This window comes from Candidatus Pelagibacter sp. Uisw_137, from assembly GCF_047720245.1.
GTDB lineage: Bacteria > Pseudomonadota > Alphaproteobacteria > Pelagibacterales > Pelagibacteraceae > Pelagibacter.
Map to the genome: position 1 here is coordinate 327,609 of NZ_CP159811.1, position 17,816 is coordinate 345,424.

General features: G+C 30.9%; 16 protein-coding genes. 12 read left to right on the forward strand and 4 right to left on the reverse strand.

Annotation, left to right across the window (positions count from 1 at the left end; all coding sequences use genetic code 11):
* The first annotated feature begins 5 nt into the window (after positions 1-5).
* The 3 genes from ABXT61_RS01700 (at position 6) to dctP (ending at position 3,059) form a co-directional block, all read left to right on the forward strand.
* Positions 6-515 (forward strand): TRAP transporter small permease subunit, encoded by a 510-nt coding sequence (locus ABXT61_RS01700; protein ID WP_415315591.1) that lies wholly within the window; start codon positions 6-8, stop codon positions 513-515.
* On the forward strand, positions 515-1,846 hold the full coding sequence (locus tag ABXT61_RS01705) for a TRAP transporter large permease (RefSeq protein WP_415290019.1): 1,332 nt from the start codon (positions 515-517) through the stop codon (positions 1,844-1,846). Before ABXT61_RS01700 ends, ABXT61_RS01705 begins: the two co-directional genes overlap by 1 nt.
* Positions 1,847-1,982: 136 nt before the next feature.
* A complete protein-coding gene (gene dctP, locus ABXT61_RS01710) occupies positions 1,983-3,059 on the forward strand; it encodes a TRAP transporter substrate-binding protein DctP (protein WP_415315592.1) in 1,077 nt (358 codons plus the stop codon).
* 47 nt (positions 3,060-3,106) lie between these two features.
* Here the strand turns inward: dctP and ABXT61_RS01715 are convergent, their stop codons facing one another.
* Together ABXT61_RS01715 and ABXT61_RS01720 are read right to left on the reverse strand one after the other, a co-directional pair.
* Complete coding sequence (locus tag ABXT61_RS01715) at positions 3,107-3,862, reverse strand: SDR family NAD(P)-dependent oxidoreductase (RefSeq protein WP_415315593.1); 756 nt, start codon at positions 3,860-3,862, stop codon at positions 3,107-3,109.
* Between the two features lies 1 nt (position 3,863).
* Complete coding sequence (locus ABXT61_RS01720) at positions 3,864-5,240, reverse strand: aldehyde dehydrogenase family protein (protein ID WP_415315594.1); 1,377 nt, start codon at positions 5,238-5,240, stop codon at positions 3,864-3,866.
* Between the two features lie 70 nt (positions 5,241-5,310).
* Here ABXT61_RS01720 and ABXT61_RS01725 point away from each other — a divergent pair, with 70 nt between their 5' ends.
* Positions 5,311-6,477, forward strand: coding sequence for an iron-containing alcohol dehydrogenase (locus ABXT61_RS01725; protein WP_415315595.1), 1,167 nt, complete (start codon positions 5,311-5,313; stop codon positions 6,475-6,477).
* Entirely contained in the window at positions 6,474-7,265 is a 792-nt protein-coding gene (locus ABXT61_RS01730; protein WP_415315596.1) for a type 1 glutamine amidotransferase, read from the forward strand. Before ABXT61_RS01725 ends, ABXT61_RS01730 begins: the two co-directional genes overlap by 4 nt.
* Positions 7,266-7,267: 2 nt before the next feature.
* On the opposite strand, the gene ABXT61_RS01735 is transcribed toward ABXT61_RS01730, so the two are convergent.
* Positions 7,268-8,953, reverse strand: coding sequence for a formate--tetrahydrofolate ligase (locus tag ABXT61_RS01735; RefSeq protein WP_415315597.1), 1,686 nt, complete (start codon positions 8,951-8,953; stop codon positions 7,268-7,270).
* Positions 8,954-9,080: 127 nt separating this feature from the next.
* Between ABXT61_RS01735 and ABXT61_RS01740 the strand changes: the two genes are divergently transcribed.
* The 7 genes from ABXT61_RS01740 to ABXT61_RS01770 all read left to right on the forward strand — a co-directional run bounded on the left by ABXT61_RS01740 (position 9,081) and on the right by ABXT61_RS01770 (position 16,843).
* Positions 9,081-10,337, forward strand: coding sequence for a sarcosine oxidase subunit beta family protein (locus tag ABXT61_RS01740; RefSeq protein ID WP_415315598.1), 1,257 nt, complete (start codon positions 9,081-9,083; stop codon positions 10,335-10,337).
* A complete protein-coding gene (locus ABXT61_RS01745; RefSeq protein ID WP_415315599.1) occupies positions 10,338-10,604 on the forward strand; it encodes a sarcosine oxidase subunit delta in 267 nt (88 codons plus the stop codon).
* Positions 10,605-13,601 (forward strand): sarcosine oxidase subunit alpha family protein, encoded by a 2,997-nt coding sequence (locus tag ABXT61_RS01750; RefSeq protein ID WP_415315600.1) that lies wholly within the window; start codon positions 10,605-10,607, stop codon positions 13,599-13,601.
* Complete coding sequence (locus ABXT61_RS01755) at positions 13,598-14,185, forward strand: sarcosine oxidase subunit gamma family protein (protein WP_415315601.1); 588 nt, start codon at positions 13,598-13,600, stop codon at positions 14,183-14,185. Before ABXT61_RS01750 ends, ABXT61_RS01755 begins: the two co-directional genes overlap by 4 nt.
* A 201-nt stretch (positions 14,186-14,386) precedes the next feature.
* Positions 14,387-15,493, forward strand: a complete 1,107-nt coding sequence (locus tag ABXT61_RS01760; protein WP_415315602.1) for a radical SAM/SPASM domain-containing protein — start codon at positions 14,387-14,389, stop codon at positions 15,491-15,493.
* On the forward strand, positions 15,490-16,557 hold the full coding sequence (locus ABXT61_RS01765; RefSeq protein WP_415315603.1) for a glycosyltransferase: 1,068 nt from the start codon (positions 15,490-15,492) through the stop codon (positions 16,555-16,557). The genes ABXT61_RS01760 and ABXT61_RS01765 overlap by 4 nt, the downstream gene beginning before the upstream one ends.
* Before the next feature lie 76 nt (positions 16,558-16,633).
* Positions 16,634-16,843, forward strand: a complete 210-nt coding sequence (locus ABXT61_RS01770) for a hypothetical protein (RefSeq protein WP_415315604.1) — start codon at positions 16,634-16,636, stop codon at positions 16,841-16,843.
* 1 nt (position 16,844) lies between these two features.
* Here the strand turns inward: ABXT61_RS01770 and ABXT61_RS01775 are convergent, their stop codons facing one another.
* Positions 16,845-17,693, reverse strand: a complete 849-nt coding sequence (locus tag ABXT61_RS01775; RefSeq protein WP_415315933.1) for a DMT family transporter — start codon at positions 17,691-17,693, stop codon at positions 16,845-16,847.
* Positions 17,694-17,816 lie beyond the last annotated feature (123 nt).

The following is a 17,816-nucleotide window of genomic DNA, read 5'->3' on the forward strand; positions in this document are numbered from 1 at the left end:
ACTTTATGCCAAAAATATTTTCAATTTATGTAAATATAATAGACAACATTTGTACCAAAGTTGGCAGATTTGTAATGTACGGTGTTTTTTTTATGATGTTTCTTTTAATATTATCTTTCATTACGAGAAACATTATCAATTATCCTTTAATGTGGATTATAGAAATGGCTCAATTCACTCTTACTGCATATTATTTGCTCGGTGGTGGTTATTCTATGATTACAGATGATCATGTTAGAATGGATTTATTCTATGGAAAGTTATCAACAAAGGGAAAAGCTAAAATGGATATTTTTACCAGTATTTTTCTAATTTTTTTTTTAGCAATTCTCCTTTATGGCTCTATTTCAAGTTTACAATATACATTAGAATATAAACAAAAGCTTTTTACTGCATGGGCACCTTATCTTTGGCCAATAAAATCTTTGATGTTATTAGGTATACTTTTAATGTTATTACAAGCTTTCTCAATGCTGATTAAAGACATCGCAAAAATTAAAAATATTAAAATATAATGTTAGCTCAATATCTAAGTTATGAATTTATTGCATTGTTCATGTTTATAACAATGCTGGCAATGATGTTCACTGGTCAAAGAGTATTTGGTGCAATTGGATTTGTAGCTGTTATTTCAGCATTGTTGGTTTGGGGAAATGGAGCTATCGAAATGCCATATACGGCTACATGGAAACTTTTTAAATGGTATCCGATGCTTACACTTCCACTTTTTATTTACATGGGTTTTATGATTTCAGAGTCAGGTATTGCTAGTGATTTATATAAAATGTTCCATGTATTTTTTGGTGGAATAAAAGGGGGTTTAGCAATTGGTACAATGTTCATGATGGTTGGAATTTCAGCTATGAATGGATTGAGTGTTGCAGGTATGGCTATTGGGGCAACTATCGCCCTCCCAGAAATGTTAAAACGAAATTATGATAAACGAATGATTACTGGTGTCGTTCAAGCGGGAAGTTCGCTAGGAATTTTAATACCTCCAAGCGTTGTAATGGTTCTTTATGGCATGATCGCACGTCAACCAGTAAGTAAACTTTGGCTTGCAGGACTTTTACCGGGTCTTTTAATGGCTACCTTATTTATAATTTATATTTATGTAAGATGTCGTCTTCAACCTGAATTAGGTCCAGTATTAAGTAAAAAAGAAAGAGATATTCCACTTAAAGAAAAACTAAAACTTTTAACAGCTGGAATAATTCCATTTGTAATATTTATGTCCATGACTGGATTATTCTTAATGGGTATAGCAAGTTTAGTTGAGTGTTCTGCTGTAGGTGCTTTACTTGCAACTTTAGCATCTATCTACAAAAAAAGATTTACTCGAAAAGTTCTTGATACAACACTTAGAAAAACTCTTGGTGTTTCTTGCATGTTTATGTGGATAATATTAGCTGCACTATGTTTTGGAGCAGTATTTGATGGCCTTGGGGCTGCGCGTGCAATTGAAACTTTATTTATAGAAAGATGGCATTTAACTCCTTGGGGAGTTTTAATTATGATGCAACTTTCGTACATATTTATGGGAATGTTTTTAGATGATACGGCGATGTTAGTTATAGTGGCGCCACTTTATGTACCTCTAATTATCTCATTAGGATTTGATCCAATCTGGTATGGTGTTCTTTACACAATTACATGTCAGATTGCATATATGACCCCTCCATTTGGCTATAATTTATTTCTTATGAGGGCTATGGCACCAAAAGAAATAACCTTATCTGATATTTACAGATCTATTACACCGTTTCTCCTGGTAATGCTCTTAGCATTAATTTTGGTTATGGTTTTTCCTCAAATTGCAACTTATCTTCCAAATAAGTATTTATAAAAATAATAATACAACTTTAAGTTTTAAAGTTGAAAAAATTAATCTTTAATAAAAAAAAATAATTCATTTTTTAGTTTAATCATAATTTTTTTTATAATAAGCTTTACAAATACTTTTTAACTAACAGGGAGAGTTAATGAAAAAAGAAAAAAAAATAATAACAAATAAAAGGCGATCGTTTATTAAGAAAGCTGGCTTGTTAACTTTTGGTGTAGCAGGAGCAAGTGTTGTTAAAGCACCTTATGCTTATTCTGCATCAAACCCAATCAAATGGAGGCTACAAACGTATTCTGGAGCCCCACTTGGTGCACATGTTATAAAGCCTCAAATAGAAGCTTTTAACAAAGCAGCTTATGGTGAAATGGAAATTGAACTGTATTATGCCGATCAATTAGTTCCTACTGATGAACTATTTAGAGCCATGCAAGCAGGTACTTTAGATGCTGTACAAAGTGATGATGCTACAATGGGATCACCCGTTGATATCTCTGTGTTTGGAGGGTATTTTCCATTTGCAACCAGATATAGCTTAGATGTTCCAGCTTTATTTAAATATTATGGTTTAAATGAAATTTGGGATGAAGCATATAGTGAAGTCAAAGGTGTTAAATGGTTAAGTACAAGTGCTTGGGACCCTTGCCATCTTTTCACTGTGAAGAAAAAAGTTACTTCTTTAGCAGACATGAAGGGCTTAAGAGTTTTTGGTGTACCTACTGCTGGAAAATTCTTAGCTCAATATGGCCTAATACCAGTTACGGTTCCTTGGGATGATGTTGAGGTTGCTATGCAAACCGGAGAACTAGATGGTGTTGCTTGGTGCGGATTTACTGAGGCATATGAAGTGGGTTGGGCTGATATCTGTAAGTATGCGCTAACTAACTCTGTTACAGGAGCATGGTTTGGATCGTACTTTGCTAATCAAAAAGCTTGGGACAAATTAAGTCCAAAACTTCAAGCACTTTACAGAATGTCTATTAATGACTCTCATTATTATAGACAAGTTTGGTATTGGGGTGGAGAAGCTGATCTTCGTGTTAATGGGAAAAAAATGGAACTAACAAGTCTTCCTGATAATGAATGGGCTAAAGTTGTAAACGACTCTAAAGCATTCTGGGATGAGACTTCAAGTATTAGTCCAAGAGCTAAAAAAGTTGTGGATGCATTTAAGTTGTATGCAAGCACAATGGAAAAAGCTGGATACCCTTACAGATAATAAATATTTTTTAGGCGCCTCAAGAAAGAGGCGCCTAAAGTTAATAATTACGGCTTAGCCGTAAGACCTCCATCAACAATCAATTCAGTTCCAGTAATATAACTTGCTTGATCACTTAATAGGAATAAAGAAGCATTTGAAATATCTTCAGGTTTACCCACTTTATTTAATGGAATAAATTTTTCTAAATTTTTTTTTGCATTAGGATTTTTTTTCCATCTAATCTGCATTTCAGTATTTATTGGACCTGGTAAAATAATATTTGATCTAATTTTATTTGATGCAAATTGAATGGCAAAAGACTTTGAAAGTCTAATCATTGCTGCTTTTGAAGCACCATAGGCATCTTGAGGTTTGTCATCACCAGATAACGCATCAATGGAAGATATATGCACCATTGAACCAAATTTGTTTTTAATCATTCTAGGCACAATAATTTTTGAAAGATACATCATAGATTTTAGATTTATTTCAAAAACTTTATCCCATACATTAGGGTTTATATTGACCGCTGAGACATCTTTATCAAACCAAAGAACACCAGTTGTATTAACTAAGTAGTCTATTCTTCGGTGTTTTTTGTAAAAATTATCGATATATGATTTCAATTTTTTAAAATTAGTTACATCAACTTTTTCAAATTCACATTTTCTATTATTATCTAAAAAATCTTTACTAGGACTTTTTAAATCTAACATTAAAACTGAAATATTGTTTTGGGATAGTTTTTTTGAAATCTCTAAGCCCATGCCACCACTAGCGCCAGTGATTACAGCAGCTTTACCTTTAAAATCTAATTTCATTTTATTGTTCTTTTCTTAGGTGAAAGCTTTTGGGTGAAGTTAATTTTTCATAAGCAACTTCTGATAATGAGCAGCCTTTTCCAGTTTCTTTAACACCAGTCCAAGATAATGCTGGATCAAGGTAATCACATCGGTTCATATAGAAAGTGCCTGTTTCAACCTGATTACCAATTTTTTCTGCAATCTCAATATCTTTTGTCCAAATAGAAGCTGTCAAACCATATGGACTATCATTCATTAATTTAATAGCTTCACTTTCATCTTTAATTTTAATTATTCCAACACAAGGTCCAAAAGTTTCTTCAGTCATAAAACTCATATCATGAGTGACATTTGTTAAAACCTGAGGAATTAAATAATTTTTATGTTCTTTTGAAAATGTAAATTTATTTTCATCAATCATTTTTTTAGCACCTTTATTAATTGCAGAGTTCATTTGTTGTAAAATAAAATCAGCAGCAGATAGTTTAACCACAGGACCTAAGTTGGTTTCTTTTTCTAAAGGGTTTCCAAGCTTGTAATTATAAGTTTTTGAAACAAACAATTCTAAAAAATTATTATAAATTTTTTCATCAACATAAATTCTTTCTATTCCACAACATGATTGACCTGAATTAAAAAAAGATCCATCAACCAAGTTTTCAACTGTTTTTTCTAAGTCACAATCATACCTAGCATAAGCAGGGTCTTTACCACCTAGCTCTAAAGTCATATCAATAAATTTATTCTGGGTTGCTTTTTGAACATCATAACCAGCTTTTACTGAACCAGTGAAAGAGACAAAATTAACTCGCTTATCAGAAACAATTTTTAAACTATCTTCATGGTTTAAATGTAAATAATTAAAAACATCCTCAGGAAGAATTTTTTTAGCTGATTTGTAAAGTTGTTCAGCACATAAAGGAGTTTGAGCAGAATGTTTTAAAATAACAGAATTACCTGCTGCCATTGCTGGTATTATAGAGTTTACCGCAACAAGGTATGGATAGTTCCAAGGTGCTATTACAAATACAACTCCAAGAGCTTTTCTTTTTATATAACTTTTAAAATTATCATCTTTTGCTACATCAATATCTGCTAATTTCTTTTCTGCAATAGATAGCATGTAATTAGCTCTTTCTTTAAATCCTTTTAATTCACCAGCCGCTTGAGAAATAGGTCTACCAATTTGTCTACTTAGTTCTTCACAAATCAGATCGCTTCTTGATAAAAAATCTTCAACAAAACTTGTTAACAGCTTTACTCTTTCTTTAATATCTAGATCAGCCCACACTTTTTGAGCTTTCATTGAGCCCCTAATAGTTTCTTCTATTTTATCTCCATCATAATTTCTTTCGATATAAAGAGTATTATCAATAGGTGTAATTGTTTTTTGCATAAATATTTCAGTTAAAATTATTTTAGAAGGTGATATACAATATTAAATTTTAAAAACATTAAACAATAATATGCATAAATACAACTGGAATTACCCCACAACAATGTGGGTAGGTGAAAATAGAATTAATGACATTGCTCTAGCATGTAAAAATTTAGATATTAACAAACCATTACTTGTTACTGACAATGGATTAGCTCAATCTGATATTGTTAAAAATACCTTGTCAATTTTAAAAGAGGGTGGAATTTTTGCTGCATTATATTCAAATGTAGTTGGTAATCCAACTGGCACAAATGTTAATGAAGGTGTTGATAGTTATAAAAAAAACAATTGTGATGGTATTATTGCATTTGGAGGTGGTAGTGGTTTAGATGTTGGTAAAGCTGTTGCTTTTATGTCAGGTCAAAATCTACCTATTTGGGATTTCGAAGATGTTGGAGATAATTGGACTAAAGCCAATTCAGATAAAATTGCTCCCATTATTGCAGTACCTACTACTGCAGGCACTGGTTCTGAAACTGGCAGAGCGTCAGTAATATTAAATCAAGAAACAGGCGTAAAAAATATTATTTTTCATCCAAAATTTTTACCATCAATAGTTATTTTAGATCCAGTTTTAACAGTTGGGTTACCATCAAAAATGACTGCAGCAACTGGAATGGATGCACTAGCTCATAATTTAGAAGCTTATTGTGCACCAGGTTATCATCCAATGGCAGATGGAATTGCTTTAGAAGGAATGAGATTAATTAATAAGTGGCTATTAGAAGCTGTTAATAATGGATCTAATATTGAAGCAAGAATGAATATGTTAACAGCAGCCAGTATGGGCTCAACTGCATTTCAAAAAGGCTTAGGTGCAATTCATTCATTAAGCCATCCAGTAAATGCTTTAAATAATATTCATCACGGTTTATCGAATGCAATATTCATGCCTTATGTTTTAACATTTAATAAAGATGTTATCGAAGAGAAGATAATTAAAATTTGTGATTATTTAGAACTTAAAGATAGATCTTTTGATGGTTTTGTTAACTGGGTTTTAGATTTAAGAAAAAAACTTGATATGCCTCATAAACTATCAGAAGTGATTGATGAAAAAGATTTTGATCTTGATAGATTATCAAAAATGGCATTAGCAGATCCATCTACTGGAGGAAATCCTAAAAAATTAACAGAAGATGATATGAGGATAATGTACCAGCACAGTGTGACTGGTGAATTGTTTAAATGAGTAATTTAAATATTTTAATTGTTGAAGGAAATATTAGAGAAGATAGTGAGTTTTTTATTAAAGCAGCTGGTGCCTCTGCAGCAGATAATTTAAAAAATCTAATTTTAAAAATAGAACCATCTGTAATTACAGAAATTATAAATCCTGGTCATGATGATGAGACAACAAATGCTCTAAAAGATATGAGTAAATATAATGGCATTGTGTTTACCGGTGGTGCAATGAGAATAAATGATATGACGGATGTAATTAAGAAACATATCAATTTTGCATCTAATTGTTTTAATCAAAAAAAGAGGATTTTAGCTATTTGTTGGGGGTTACAAGTCTGCTCAGTAGCAGTTGGGGGTAAAGTAAACCCTGGAAAAAAAGGTGCCCATATTGGAATTGCATCAGATGTAATTATTAACAATGAAGGTGAGAAACATTTTATATACAAAAATAAAAAACAAATTTTTACATCACCAGCGTTTAACTTTGATGAAGTAACTGAATTGCCAAAGAATGCTATTCTTTTATCAAGTGATAAAGTTAACAATGTAATGGGTGTTACCTTTAATGTAGGAAATTCTGAAATTATTGGCTTACAATATCATCCTGATTATGAGTACTCTCAAATGCTCAAACTTATTGCTGGTCGTAAAGAGCGATTGTTTAAAAGTAAAAATTTTTTAAGTGAAGAAGAATATGAAAGCCATATCTCATACATAAAATCTCAAAATGAACTATTAGATTTTAATAATAGAACATGTGAAGTTAGAAACTGGATTAATTATATACGTAACTAATTTTAAAACAGACCTTCAATTTCTCCATCTTTATTTAGTTTGATCGAGTTTGCAGCTGGAACCCTTGGTAGTCCAGGCATAGTCATAACAGCACCGCATATTACAACAATAAACTCTGCTCCTGAAGAGAGTTTAATTTCTCTGATTGGCAAAGCATGACCTGTTGGTGCACCTTTTAAGCTTGGGTCTGTTGAAAAGCTATATTGTGTTTTTGCTATACAAATTGGGAAATCTCCATAACCAGCTTCTTCAAAGCTTTTTAACTGATCTCTAATTTTGGTATCAGCAATAACTTTATCTGCTCTATAAATTTCTTTTGCAATTGTTTCTATTTTTTTAAATAAAGGAGTTTTACTCTCATATAAGAATTTAAATTTGTCTTCATTTTTCTCACATAATTCAGCAACATGACTTGCAAGTTCTTTTGCACCTTCACCACCATTTGCCCAATGAGTACAGAGACTTGCTTTAACCCCAATAGTATCACAAAATTCTATCAAAGCTTTTACTTCGTTATCTGTATCTTTAATAAAATGATTAACAGCTACTGCAACTGGTAAATCAAATTTCTTTACATTTTCCACGTGTCTTTGAAGGTTAATTAAACCTTTTTTTAAGGCTTCTACGTTTTCTGTTTTAAGAGCATCTTTTGCTACACCACCATGCATTTTTAAAGCTCTAATAGTTGCAACAATTACAACGCAGCTAGGTTTTAAATCTGATTTTCTGCATTTAATATCAAGAAATTTTTCCGCACCAAGATCCGCACCAAATCCTGCTTCTGTAACAACATAGTCAGCAAGTTTTAGTCCAGTTTTTGTTGCAATTACAGAATTACAACCATGGGCAATATTTGCAAAAGGACCACCATGAATAATTGCAGGATTATTTTCTAAAGTTTGAGTAACGTTAGGTCTAATTGCATCCTTTAATAATACAGTCATTGGACCTTGTGCTTTTAAGTCTTTAGCATAAACAGGTTTTTTATCTCTAGTATAGGCTATTGTTATATTTCCTATTCTCTTTTCTAAATCTTCTAAATCATTTGATAAACAAAAGATTGCCATGATTTCAGAGGCAACAGTTATATCAAAACCATCTTCTCTTGGAAAACCATTTGCAACTCCACCTAAGTTTATATTTATGGATCTTAAAGAACGATCGTTCATATCCATTACTCTTTTCCAAACAATTCTTCTAACATCGATATCTAATTTATTTCCCCAGTAGATATGATTATCAATTAATGCTGATAATAAATTATGAGCTGATGTTATTGCGTGAAAATCTCCAGTAAAATGTAAATTAATTTGTTCCATTGGAACTACTTGAGCATAACCACCACCAGCTGCCCCACCTTTCATTCCAAAAGAGGGACCAAGGCTTGGTTCTCTTAAACAAACAATAGATTTTTTTCCAATTTTGTTTAGACCATCATTTAAACCAACGGAAGTTGTAGTTTTTCCCTCACCTGCAGGAGTAGGAGTGATAGCTGTAACTAGTATAAGTTTTCCATTTGGTTTATCTTTTAGCGTGTCTAAATATTCTAAATTAATCTTTGCAATATGTCTTCCCATCGGACTAAAAGCTGAGCTTTCATCAGGAACATTTATTTTTGCTAAAATATCATTTATAGGTTGCATTTTAGCTTCTCTAGCTATCTGAATGTCTGACTTAACTTCGCTCATTAAAACTCCTATAAATTTAAATTTCTTTTGTGGGATTCATATCTTCTTTTATGAATTTTTGAAACTTCTAAAAAATATATATAAAAAAAATAAGAACTATTTATATTCGTTTGTATAAAATTATTTTATGCAAAAATATTCTATATTTAATCTGATCAAAAATGCTTTCTCAGGTCATCAAAATTGGGATTTAGCTTGGAAAGATCCTACTCCTAAAAAAGAATATGATGTTGTTATAATTGGTGGTGGTGGCCACGGCCTAGCAACTGCTTATTATTTAGCAAAAGAGCACAATATCACGAATGTTGCTATTATTGAAAAGGGTTGGATAGGGGGTGGAAATGTTGGAAGAAATACCACAATCATTAGATCAAACTACATGCATGACGATAATGCTTTGTTCAGTGAGTTTGGAATGGATTTGTGGAGACGAATGAGCCAGGATTTAAATTATAATGTAATGTTTTCTCCAAGAGGAATTATTAACCTTGCTCACTCTGATGCTCAAATGAATATTTATGCAAGAAGAGGAAACTCGATGCGATTAAATGGTATCGATGCAGTTTTATTAAATAGAGAAGAGGTAAAAGAAATTATTCCAATGGCTGACTTTTCAGACAATGTGAGATTTCCTATATTTGGTGCATTGATGCAACCAAGTGCTGGAACGGCAAGGCATGATGCTGTTGCATGGGGTTATGCGCGTCAAGCAGATTCAATGGGTGTAGATATAATTCAAAATTGTGAAGTCACAGGTTTTGATCTTGTCGGTGGAAAAATTCAAGGAGTTAGAACTTCTCGTGGTGATATTAAAGTAAAAAAAATTGGACTATGCGTTGCAGGCAGTACAAATATTTTAGCAGAAAAATTAAACATGACGATACCAGTTGAGACACATCTTTTGCAAGCTTGTGTTTCAGAACCTGTTAAACCTGTTTTAGATAGAGTTGTAACTTTTGGTGCAGGACACTTTTATATTAGTCAGTCGGATAAAGGTGAGATGGTAATGGGTGGAGATTTGGATGGCTATAATAGTTATGCACAAAGAGGAAACCTTCCAACCCTTCAACATGTTTTAACAGAGGGAATTGCCATGATGCCTTTCCTTAGTAAATTAAAAATGCTTAGAACTTGGGGTGGGATAATGGATATGTCTATGGATGGTTCGCCCATAATAGATAAAACTCATATTGAAGGATTATATTTAAACTGCGGATGGTGTTATGGTGGATTTAAAGCAACACCTGCATCAGGATGGACATTTGCGCATACAATTGCTCAAGATAGAGTTCATAAATTAAATGCCGGATATAGTTTAAGTAGATTTAATACAGGTCACTTACTAGATGAAAAAGGACTTGGAACCAAAACATGGATCTCATAAATGCTTCATATTAAATGCCCTCACTGTGGGATGAGATCTCAAAATGAATTCTCATATGGTGGTGATGCAACTGTTAAAAGACCAGAGCTTAATAAGGAAGTTTCAGATCAAGATTGGGATAACTTTGTCTACAATAGAAAAAGTTTAAGAGGAAAACACAAAGAACTATGGCAACATATATCAGGATGCAGACAGTGGATTAAAGTAGAAAGAGACACGGCAACGCACGAAATATTTAAAACAGTTAAAGCTAACGAATATATTTAAATGACTCAAAATTATAGACTAGATAATGTTGGATTAATAAACAGAGATAAAAAAATCTCATTTAAGTTTAATGGAGTAACTTATTTTGGTTATGAGGGAGATACCTTAGCTTCAGCGTTGCTTGCTAATGGAGTTCATTTAATAGGAAGAAGCTTTAAATATCATAGACCTAGAGGGTTTTTTGGCGCAGGAGTGGATGAACCATACGCGATTGTTCAATTATACAGAAATAATGAAACTGAGCCAAATGTAAAAGCTACAGAGCAAGAGCTATTTGAAGGCTTGGAAGCAACAAGTGTTAATTGTTGGCCAAGTGTTAATTTTGATATTGGTGCTATCAACAATTTATTAAAAATATTTCTTCCAGCAGGATTTTATTACAAAACTTTTATGTGGCCAAAAAGTTTTTGGTACAAAGTTTATGAACCATTTATAAGAAAAGCGGCAGGACTTGGAGTTGCATCAATTGAACATGACAAGGAAAGATACGAACACAAATATGAGTATTGTGATTTACTAATTGCAGGATCGGGACCTTCTGGCTTAGCAAGCGCTTATGCTGCTGCTAAAAATGGAGCAAGAGTAATTTTAGCAGAAGATAAACCTAGATATGGTGGAACTTTGTTAACTAGCGAAGTTAATATTGGAAATCAAACAGGAAAAGAATGGGCAGACAATATTATTTCTGAACTTAAAGAAATGCCTAATGTTATTGTTAAAAACAGATCTCAAGTATTTGGTTACTACGATCATAATATGTTAGTGATGTCAGAAAAATTAAGTGACCACTTACCTAAAACTAAAAAATACAATCCAAAACAAAGACTTTGGTACATTAGAGCAAAAGAAGTTTTAATCTCATCAGGGTCAATTGAAAGACCTTTGGTATTTGGAAATAATGATACACCAGGAGTGATGCTGTCTTCTGCAGCAAAAGAATATTTAAAAGTTTATGGAGTGTTAGTTGGTAAAAAACCTTTAATTTTTACAAATAATGATAGTGGATATGAAACGGCTATAGAATTTAAAAAAAATGGTGTTGATCCTATTATTTTAGACACAAGAAAAGAACCTAAGTCAGAAATAATAGATGAAGCAAAAAAATTAGATATCCAAATTAAATTTTCTTATGTAGTTGTTGCGGCTAAAGGATATAAAAAAGTTAAATCTGCAGAGGTTGCTAAAATCTCAGATGATAAAAATGAATTAGGAACTTTAGAAAATATTAATTGTGATTGTATTTGTGTTTCAGGATTTTGGACACCAACAATACACTTAGCTTCTCAATCAGGCAATAAAACTACTTTTAATAAAGATATAGATGCATTTGTGCCTGGAATATCAAAACAAAATGAAACAACATTAGGTGCTGCAAATGGAACTTTTACATTAGAAGAAACTTTAAAAAAATCATTTGAAAGTGGATACGAACTTTCAAAAAAAATAACTAATAATGATAATAAAACATCATCACCAACAGTTATGGAGAAAAAATCAACTACACATGATAAATTTTGGTGCGTACCTTTGCCTAAAGGAAAAACATATAAAAGGTTTTTAGATTTTCAAAATGATGTAGCAGTTTCTGATATAGAAATTGCACTTAAAGAGGGTTATCGATCTATAGAGCATGTAAAGAGATACACGACACTTGGAATGGCCACTGATCAGGGAAAAACAAGTAATCTCAATGGTTTGCAACTAGTATCAAATATAGAAAACAAAATAGTACCAGAGGTAGGTCATACAACTTTTAGACCCCCATATACACCAGTTACCATTGGTGCGATTGTTGGAAGAGAAATTGGTAAACATTCTAAACCAACAAGAAAATCTCCAATGCACACTTGGCATGAAAAAAATAATGCAGTGTTTGTAGATGCAGGTGTTTGGTTGAGACCAAGATATTACAAAATTGGAGAAGAAACTTTATTTGAAGGTTCAAAAAGAGAAGCTAAAAACGTTAGAAAAAATGTAGGGGTTTGTGACGTAACTACTTTGGGTAAAATTGATATTAAGGGACCTGATGCTGCAGAACTACTAAATAGAGTTTATACTAATGCTTGGTTAAAATTGCCCGTTGGTAAAGCAAGGTATGGTGTAATGCTAAGAGAAGATGGAATTGTTATGGATGATGGAACAACAACAAGAATTTCTGAAAATCATTATCATATGACAACAACCACAGCACAAGCAGCAAATGTTTTGTCTCATCTAGAATATTATTTACAACTTGTATGGCCAGAGCTAAATGTAAATGTGGTTTCAACTACAGAGCAATGGGCTGGAGCAGCAATCGCAGGACCAAAATCTAGAGATTTATTACAAAAGCTATTTCCAAATATTGACACTTCTAACGAAGGCTTACCTTTTATGGGATATAAAGAAGCTGATTTATTTGGAGTACATGCACGAATTTTTAGAATTTCATTTTCAGGAGAACTTGCTTATGAAGTTAATGTCGAATCCGACAATGGAAACTTTATGTGGGAGAAAATAATGGAAGTAGGACAAGAATTTAAAATTCAACCTTACGGCACTGAAGCATTATCAACTCTAAGAATAGAAATGGGTCATATTGCAGGATCAGAACTTGATGGTAGAACCATTCCTTACGATAATTCTTTAGAAGGTCTTGTTAGTAAAAAGAAAGACTTTATAGGAAAACGTTCTTTAGATAGAAAAGCATTTATAGCAGAAGATAGACAAAAAGTAGTAGGTGTTGTTCCAATTGATAAGAAAACAAGTATCCCTGAAGGATCTCATTTGGTTAAAGATTCAATGGCTCCAATACCAAATCCTAAATTAGGGTATATTTCTGCATCTTGTTGGAGTGTTGAATATGATAATCCATTTTCATTAGCAATACTTAAGGATGGAAAAAATATGATTGGCCAAAAACTATTTGCAATGTCACCTTTAAAAAATAAAACAATACCTGTAGAGATAGTTTCATCACATTATGTAGATCCAAAAGGTGAAAGGGTAAGATCATGAGCTCAATTTCTGCTTTAAATGCCACCCACAACAAAGGACTATTTGGTGACCATGTGGGAAAAAATGATAATGAGCTCTTAAAAGTAAGTGAATTAAGTGATTTTCTAATTATTCAAATTGTTAAATATAAAAACTCCTTAACAGCCATTGAAAATATTAAGATAGACAATCTGAGCCTAAAAAATGAAACTTTAAATATAAGCAGCAACATTAATACAAGAATTTTATGGAATGGCCCAAATAACTGGCTTTTAGTTTCTTCAAAAAAAGAAATTTTAAAAGAAATTAATGAGAAACTAGTAGAAACAGATTTTGCTATAACAAATGTATCTCATAGTAGAGCAATAATTCAAATGGAGGGAAAAAATACAAAAGAAATATTAAAAAAAGGATGCCCTTTTAATTTTAATGAATTAAAAAAAGATACTTGTCTAAATTCAACTTATAACGGAATGTCGGTCACAATCGATATGTTTGATGATAATCCAGACAAAGTTAGAATATTTACTCTGAGAAGTTTTGGAGAGTTTTTTTATCATTCTATTACCGATGCATGCTTAGAGTTTGGTTATAAAGGGATTTAAGTTTACTCCTATGCCTCAGACTATAATACCAACTGGAATGAGACTAAATCCCTCTAAAGAGCCCATAAAAGAGCCTATTAACAATTTAGATGTATCAATTTTAAAGTAAAATTCATCAAAATTATATTTTTTCTAGATTATTAATTTCTGATATTTATTAATGTCTATTTCTAATTATAGTATTATAGCTTATTAAAAGAAATGAAAAATAAATTAAGATTATTAAAAAATATATATTTAAAAAAAAATCAACCAGTAAGCTTAATTATCTTTCTAACTGAAAGATGTAATGCAAGATGTTCATTTTGCTTTATTGATTTTGACCGTGATGCAAAAGGTCAACAAAAAGAAAATGAAATATCAGTAGAAGACTATAAAACTATGTCTGTTAGTTTAAAAAATTCCTTACATCATATAAATTTTACGGGTGGAGAACCATTTCTAAGATCTGATTTTGATCAAATTGTATCTAATTTTATTGAGAATTGTGACCTATCATCAATAGTAATTAGTACTAATGGAAGTTATCCAAAAAAAGTTGCAAAGTTTTTAGAAAATGTTTGCTCAAAATATCCAACTACTAAATTTGTTTTTCAATTTTCAATAGACTCTTTTCCTGAAAGGCATAATGAAATTAGAAAAATACCCGGTTTATTTGATAGAACAATAGAGTCATATAATATTGTAAAAAATAGCTATAAAAACTGTATTTCAACTTGTAACTTAACAATTTCAGAAGACAATTTTAATGAAATAGAAGAAGTATATGAATATTTAACTAACCAACATAAAATTGAAACTATCAACCCTATAGTTGTCAGAAACGAGGGGGTTTATGATGTACCAACAGAAAGCAAAGTAGCGCTTATTGAGGCATATAAAAAAATTACAAATAAAAATGTGGATAATGTTGATAAAGGAAAAATAAGAGGTTTTTCAAATTTTGATCTTGAAGGAAAAGTTATCAATGAAAAAAATAAATATCAATATAAAATGATTGCAGACTCTTATTTAAAACCTAAATTTTACACTAATTGTGTTGCAGGTTCAATTTTTGGAGTCGTTACATCTGATGGCAATGTTCTTCCCTGTGAAATCTTAGACAAAGATAAAGCTCTTGGAAATTTAAAAGATTATAATTTTGATTTTATGAAGCTATGGAATGATACAAAAGGTGTTGAAACAAGAAAATGGATAAAAAAAACCAAATGTAATTGTCACTGGGAATGTATTTTTACATATAATTTGATTTCAAGCCCCAAGTATACTGCAAGTATTGTAGCTAATATATTGAAACCAAAGTTGTGAGTGATACAACAATAATAATTCCAGCAATAAAAAACTCTCCCATTTTAAGTATTTCATTAGATGAATGTTTAAAGTTAAAAACCAATCCAAATATAATTATAGTAACTGATGATATTGAAAATCAAGTTTATAATAAATACAAAAATGTTGAATATATGATTGTACCACCAGGTATGACAATGAGCAAAAAAAGAAATATTGCTGTAAAAAAATGTCAAACTAAATATGTTGCTTTTTTTGATAGTGACTCTTTTCCTGCTACACAAGATTGGATAATAAATGCCATAATTTGTCTAGAAAAAGATCCATTAATCTATGCAGTGGGTGGACCTGACACTTCACCACCTCTTGAGACAAAAGATCAAAAAGATGTAGGTTTATTGAAAAAATCTTTTTTAATTTCAGGTTTTAGGAATCATAGAAAAAATATTTTAAGCGAGATGTATATAATAGAACTTTGTTCATGTAATCTTTTTATGGAAAGAAAAAAATATTTGGAAATGAATGGAATGGATGAGGAACTATACACTGGTGAAGATACCGATTTATATAATAGAATTATAGCCAAAGGTTATAAGTTATACTATTCTCCAAAGATTCATGCTTATCATTTTGATAGATATTTCAAAGGTTTTCTGATTGAAAGATATGACAGAGGAATGCAGTCAACTGTTGCTATAAAATCATATTTTAGAAGAATTTTTCTAAAAGAAGAAATAAAGCTAGGAAGCGCTTATACACATAAAACATTTAGATTTGATTTTCTAATTAATCCGATGTTTATAATTTATTTAATTGGATTGTTATTTCTTCCAATTTTCACAAGTATTAAAATTATTTATTTTTTTCCTTTAATATTATATTTTTTTGTTTTAACTATTGAGAGCTTAAGATTGTCTAATGTTTCAATTAAATTTTTTAAATTTTTTTTTCAATTATTTACGTGTACAATTATTCAAAGTATTGCAAGCGTGTTATTATTTTTTAATTTATCTATAAATTTAAAAAAACATTATAGAAATGTTAGTGATAACTATTTGAATGTGGATAAAAATTTAATATAAAATTTTAGTTTTATCGCCTTTTTTAATATTAATAGGATCAAATAATAAAATTTTTAAAACCAAAGGGGTTAATGCAATGACCATTTCTGATATAACTCAATTTTCCATAACAACTGTTATAAGAAAGTTACAAAAATTAATTGAAATGAAATTTTTGGTTATTGATAAATATAAATTGTATCATATATCCAGTGTGGACTCTAAAATGATTTCTGTTAAGATGGTTGATAAACAGAAAAAACCAATAGCAAAGTTTTTTGCAAAATTTTATAACCAATTAGTTTAGCTTATTTTCTGGTAGCAATATAAACACCAAGAGTTGCTACAGCAAAACCAATTAGATCTAGATTATTTAATTTTTCATTTAAAAATAACCAAGCCATTATTGCTGTAGTTGGTGGTATTAAAAAAAATATAGAAACAGTTTTACTTGCTGAGTTGTTTTTGATTAAAAACATTAAGATTGTAAATGCTCCAAAAGATACAAGAAATATCTGGTGACTCATTGCTATTAAGAATGTGGATGTAAAATTAATATAAGGTTCACTAAAAATTAAAATAATTATTATGTGAAAAGAACAGCCACCTATTGCTTGATACATATTGCTGACAGACAAAGGTAAATCATTGCTTATTTTTTTTTGCCACAAGGTAGAAGTTGTAATAGCTAACAGAGCTATAAAAGAAGCTATCACTCCCAAAACAGGAAGGCTTGATCCAATATCAAAACCTAAAACTAAAGCAGCACCAATAAATCCAAGGACCACCCCAAGCCATTGTTTGAAAGTAACTTTTTCACCCAAGAATTTTCCTGCTAAAGCATTAGTTAAAATTGGCTGCAAGGTTACAATTAATGCAGCAATACCTGTTGGCATTCCTATTGAAACTGAATAAAAAACACCTCCCAAATAAACACCATGAAAAAGCACGCCACTAAAAAGTGACTGCAGAAGGTTTCTGCAATTTGTAAAAATTTTTTTTTTTGTATAAATTGAAAAAATATAAAAACCAAAAGCTACAACAAAAAATCTAAAGGCTAATGCTGAAAAGGGATCACTATTGTCTATTATTGGCTTTGTTGTCACAAAAGCTGAGGACCATAAAATAATAAAGATGAATGGGTAAACTTTAATCATTTTTTTCTTATAAGGTAAATTTATAGTCATTTTTAGTTATTATTAACCAAAATGAGTATATTTTACCTTGAGTTGCTCATAAAAATGCATAAACAAAACTTAAGAGGTATAAATGATTATAAA

What these genes read in the sequence shown, in the direction of transcription:
- ABXT61_RS01700 (WP_415315591.1), top strand. Translation starts at nt 6, where the DNA reads ATGCCAAAAATATTTTCAATTTATGTAAATATAATAGACAACATTTGT.
- ABXT61_RS01705 (WP_415290019.1), top strand. Translation starts at nt 515, where the DNA reads ATGTTAGCTCAATATCTAAGTTATGAATTTATTGCATTGTTCATGTTT.
- dctP (WP_415315592.1), top strand. Translation starts at nt 1,983, where the DNA reads ATGAAAAAAGAAAAAAAAATAATAACAAATAAAAGGCGATCGTTTATT.
- ABXT61_RS01715 (WP_415315593.1), bottom strand. Translation starts at nt 3,862, where the DNA reads ATGAAATTAGATTTTAAAGGTAAAGCTGCTGTAATCACTGGCGCTAGT.
- ABXT61_RS01720 (WP_415315594.1), bottom strand. Translation starts at nt 5,240, where the DNA reads ATGCAAAAAACAATTACACCTATTGATAATACTCTTTATATCGAAAGA.
- ABXT61_RS01725 (WP_415315595.1), top strand. Translation starts at nt 5,311, where the DNA reads ATGCATAAATACAACTGGAATTACCCCACAACAATGTGGGTAGGTGAA.
- ABXT61_RS01730 (WP_415315596.1), top strand. Translation starts at nt 6,474, where the DNA reads ATGAGTAATTTAAATATTTTAATTGTTGAAGGAAATATTAGAGAAGAT.
- ABXT61_RS01735 (WP_415315597.1), bottom strand. Translation starts at nt 8,953, where the DNA reads ATGAGCGAAGTTAAGTCAGACATTCAGATAGCTAGAGAAGCTAAAATG.
- ABXT61_RS01740 (WP_415315598.1), top strand. Translation starts at nt 9,081, where the DNA reads ATGCAAAAATATTCTATATTTAATCTGATCAAAAATGCTTTCTCAGGT.
- ABXT61_RS01745 (WP_415315599.1), top strand. Translation starts at nt 10,338, where the DNA reads ATGCTTCATATTAAATGCCCTCACTGTGGGATGAGATCTCAAAATGAA.
- ABXT61_RS01750 (WP_415315600.1), top strand. Translation starts at nt 10,605, where the DNA reads ATGACTCAAAATTATAGACTAGATAATGTTGGATTAATAAACAGAGAT.
- ABXT61_RS01755 (WP_415315601.1), top strand. Translation starts at nt 13,598, where the DNA reads ATGAGCTCAATTTCTGCTTTAAATGCCACCCACAACAAAGGACTATTT.
- ABXT61_RS01760 (WP_415315602.1), top strand. Translation starts at nt 14,387, where the DNA reads ATGAAAAATAAATTAAGATTATTAAAAAATATATATTTAAAAAAAAAT.
- ABXT61_RS01770 (WP_415315604.1), top strand. Translation starts at nt 16,634, where the DNA reads ATGACCATTTCTGATATAACTCAATTTTCCATAACAACTGTTATAAGA.
- ABXT61_RS01775 (WP_415315933.1), bottom strand. Translation starts at nt 17,693, where the DNA reads ATGATTAAAGTTTACCCATTCATCTTTATTATTTTATGGTCCTCAGCT.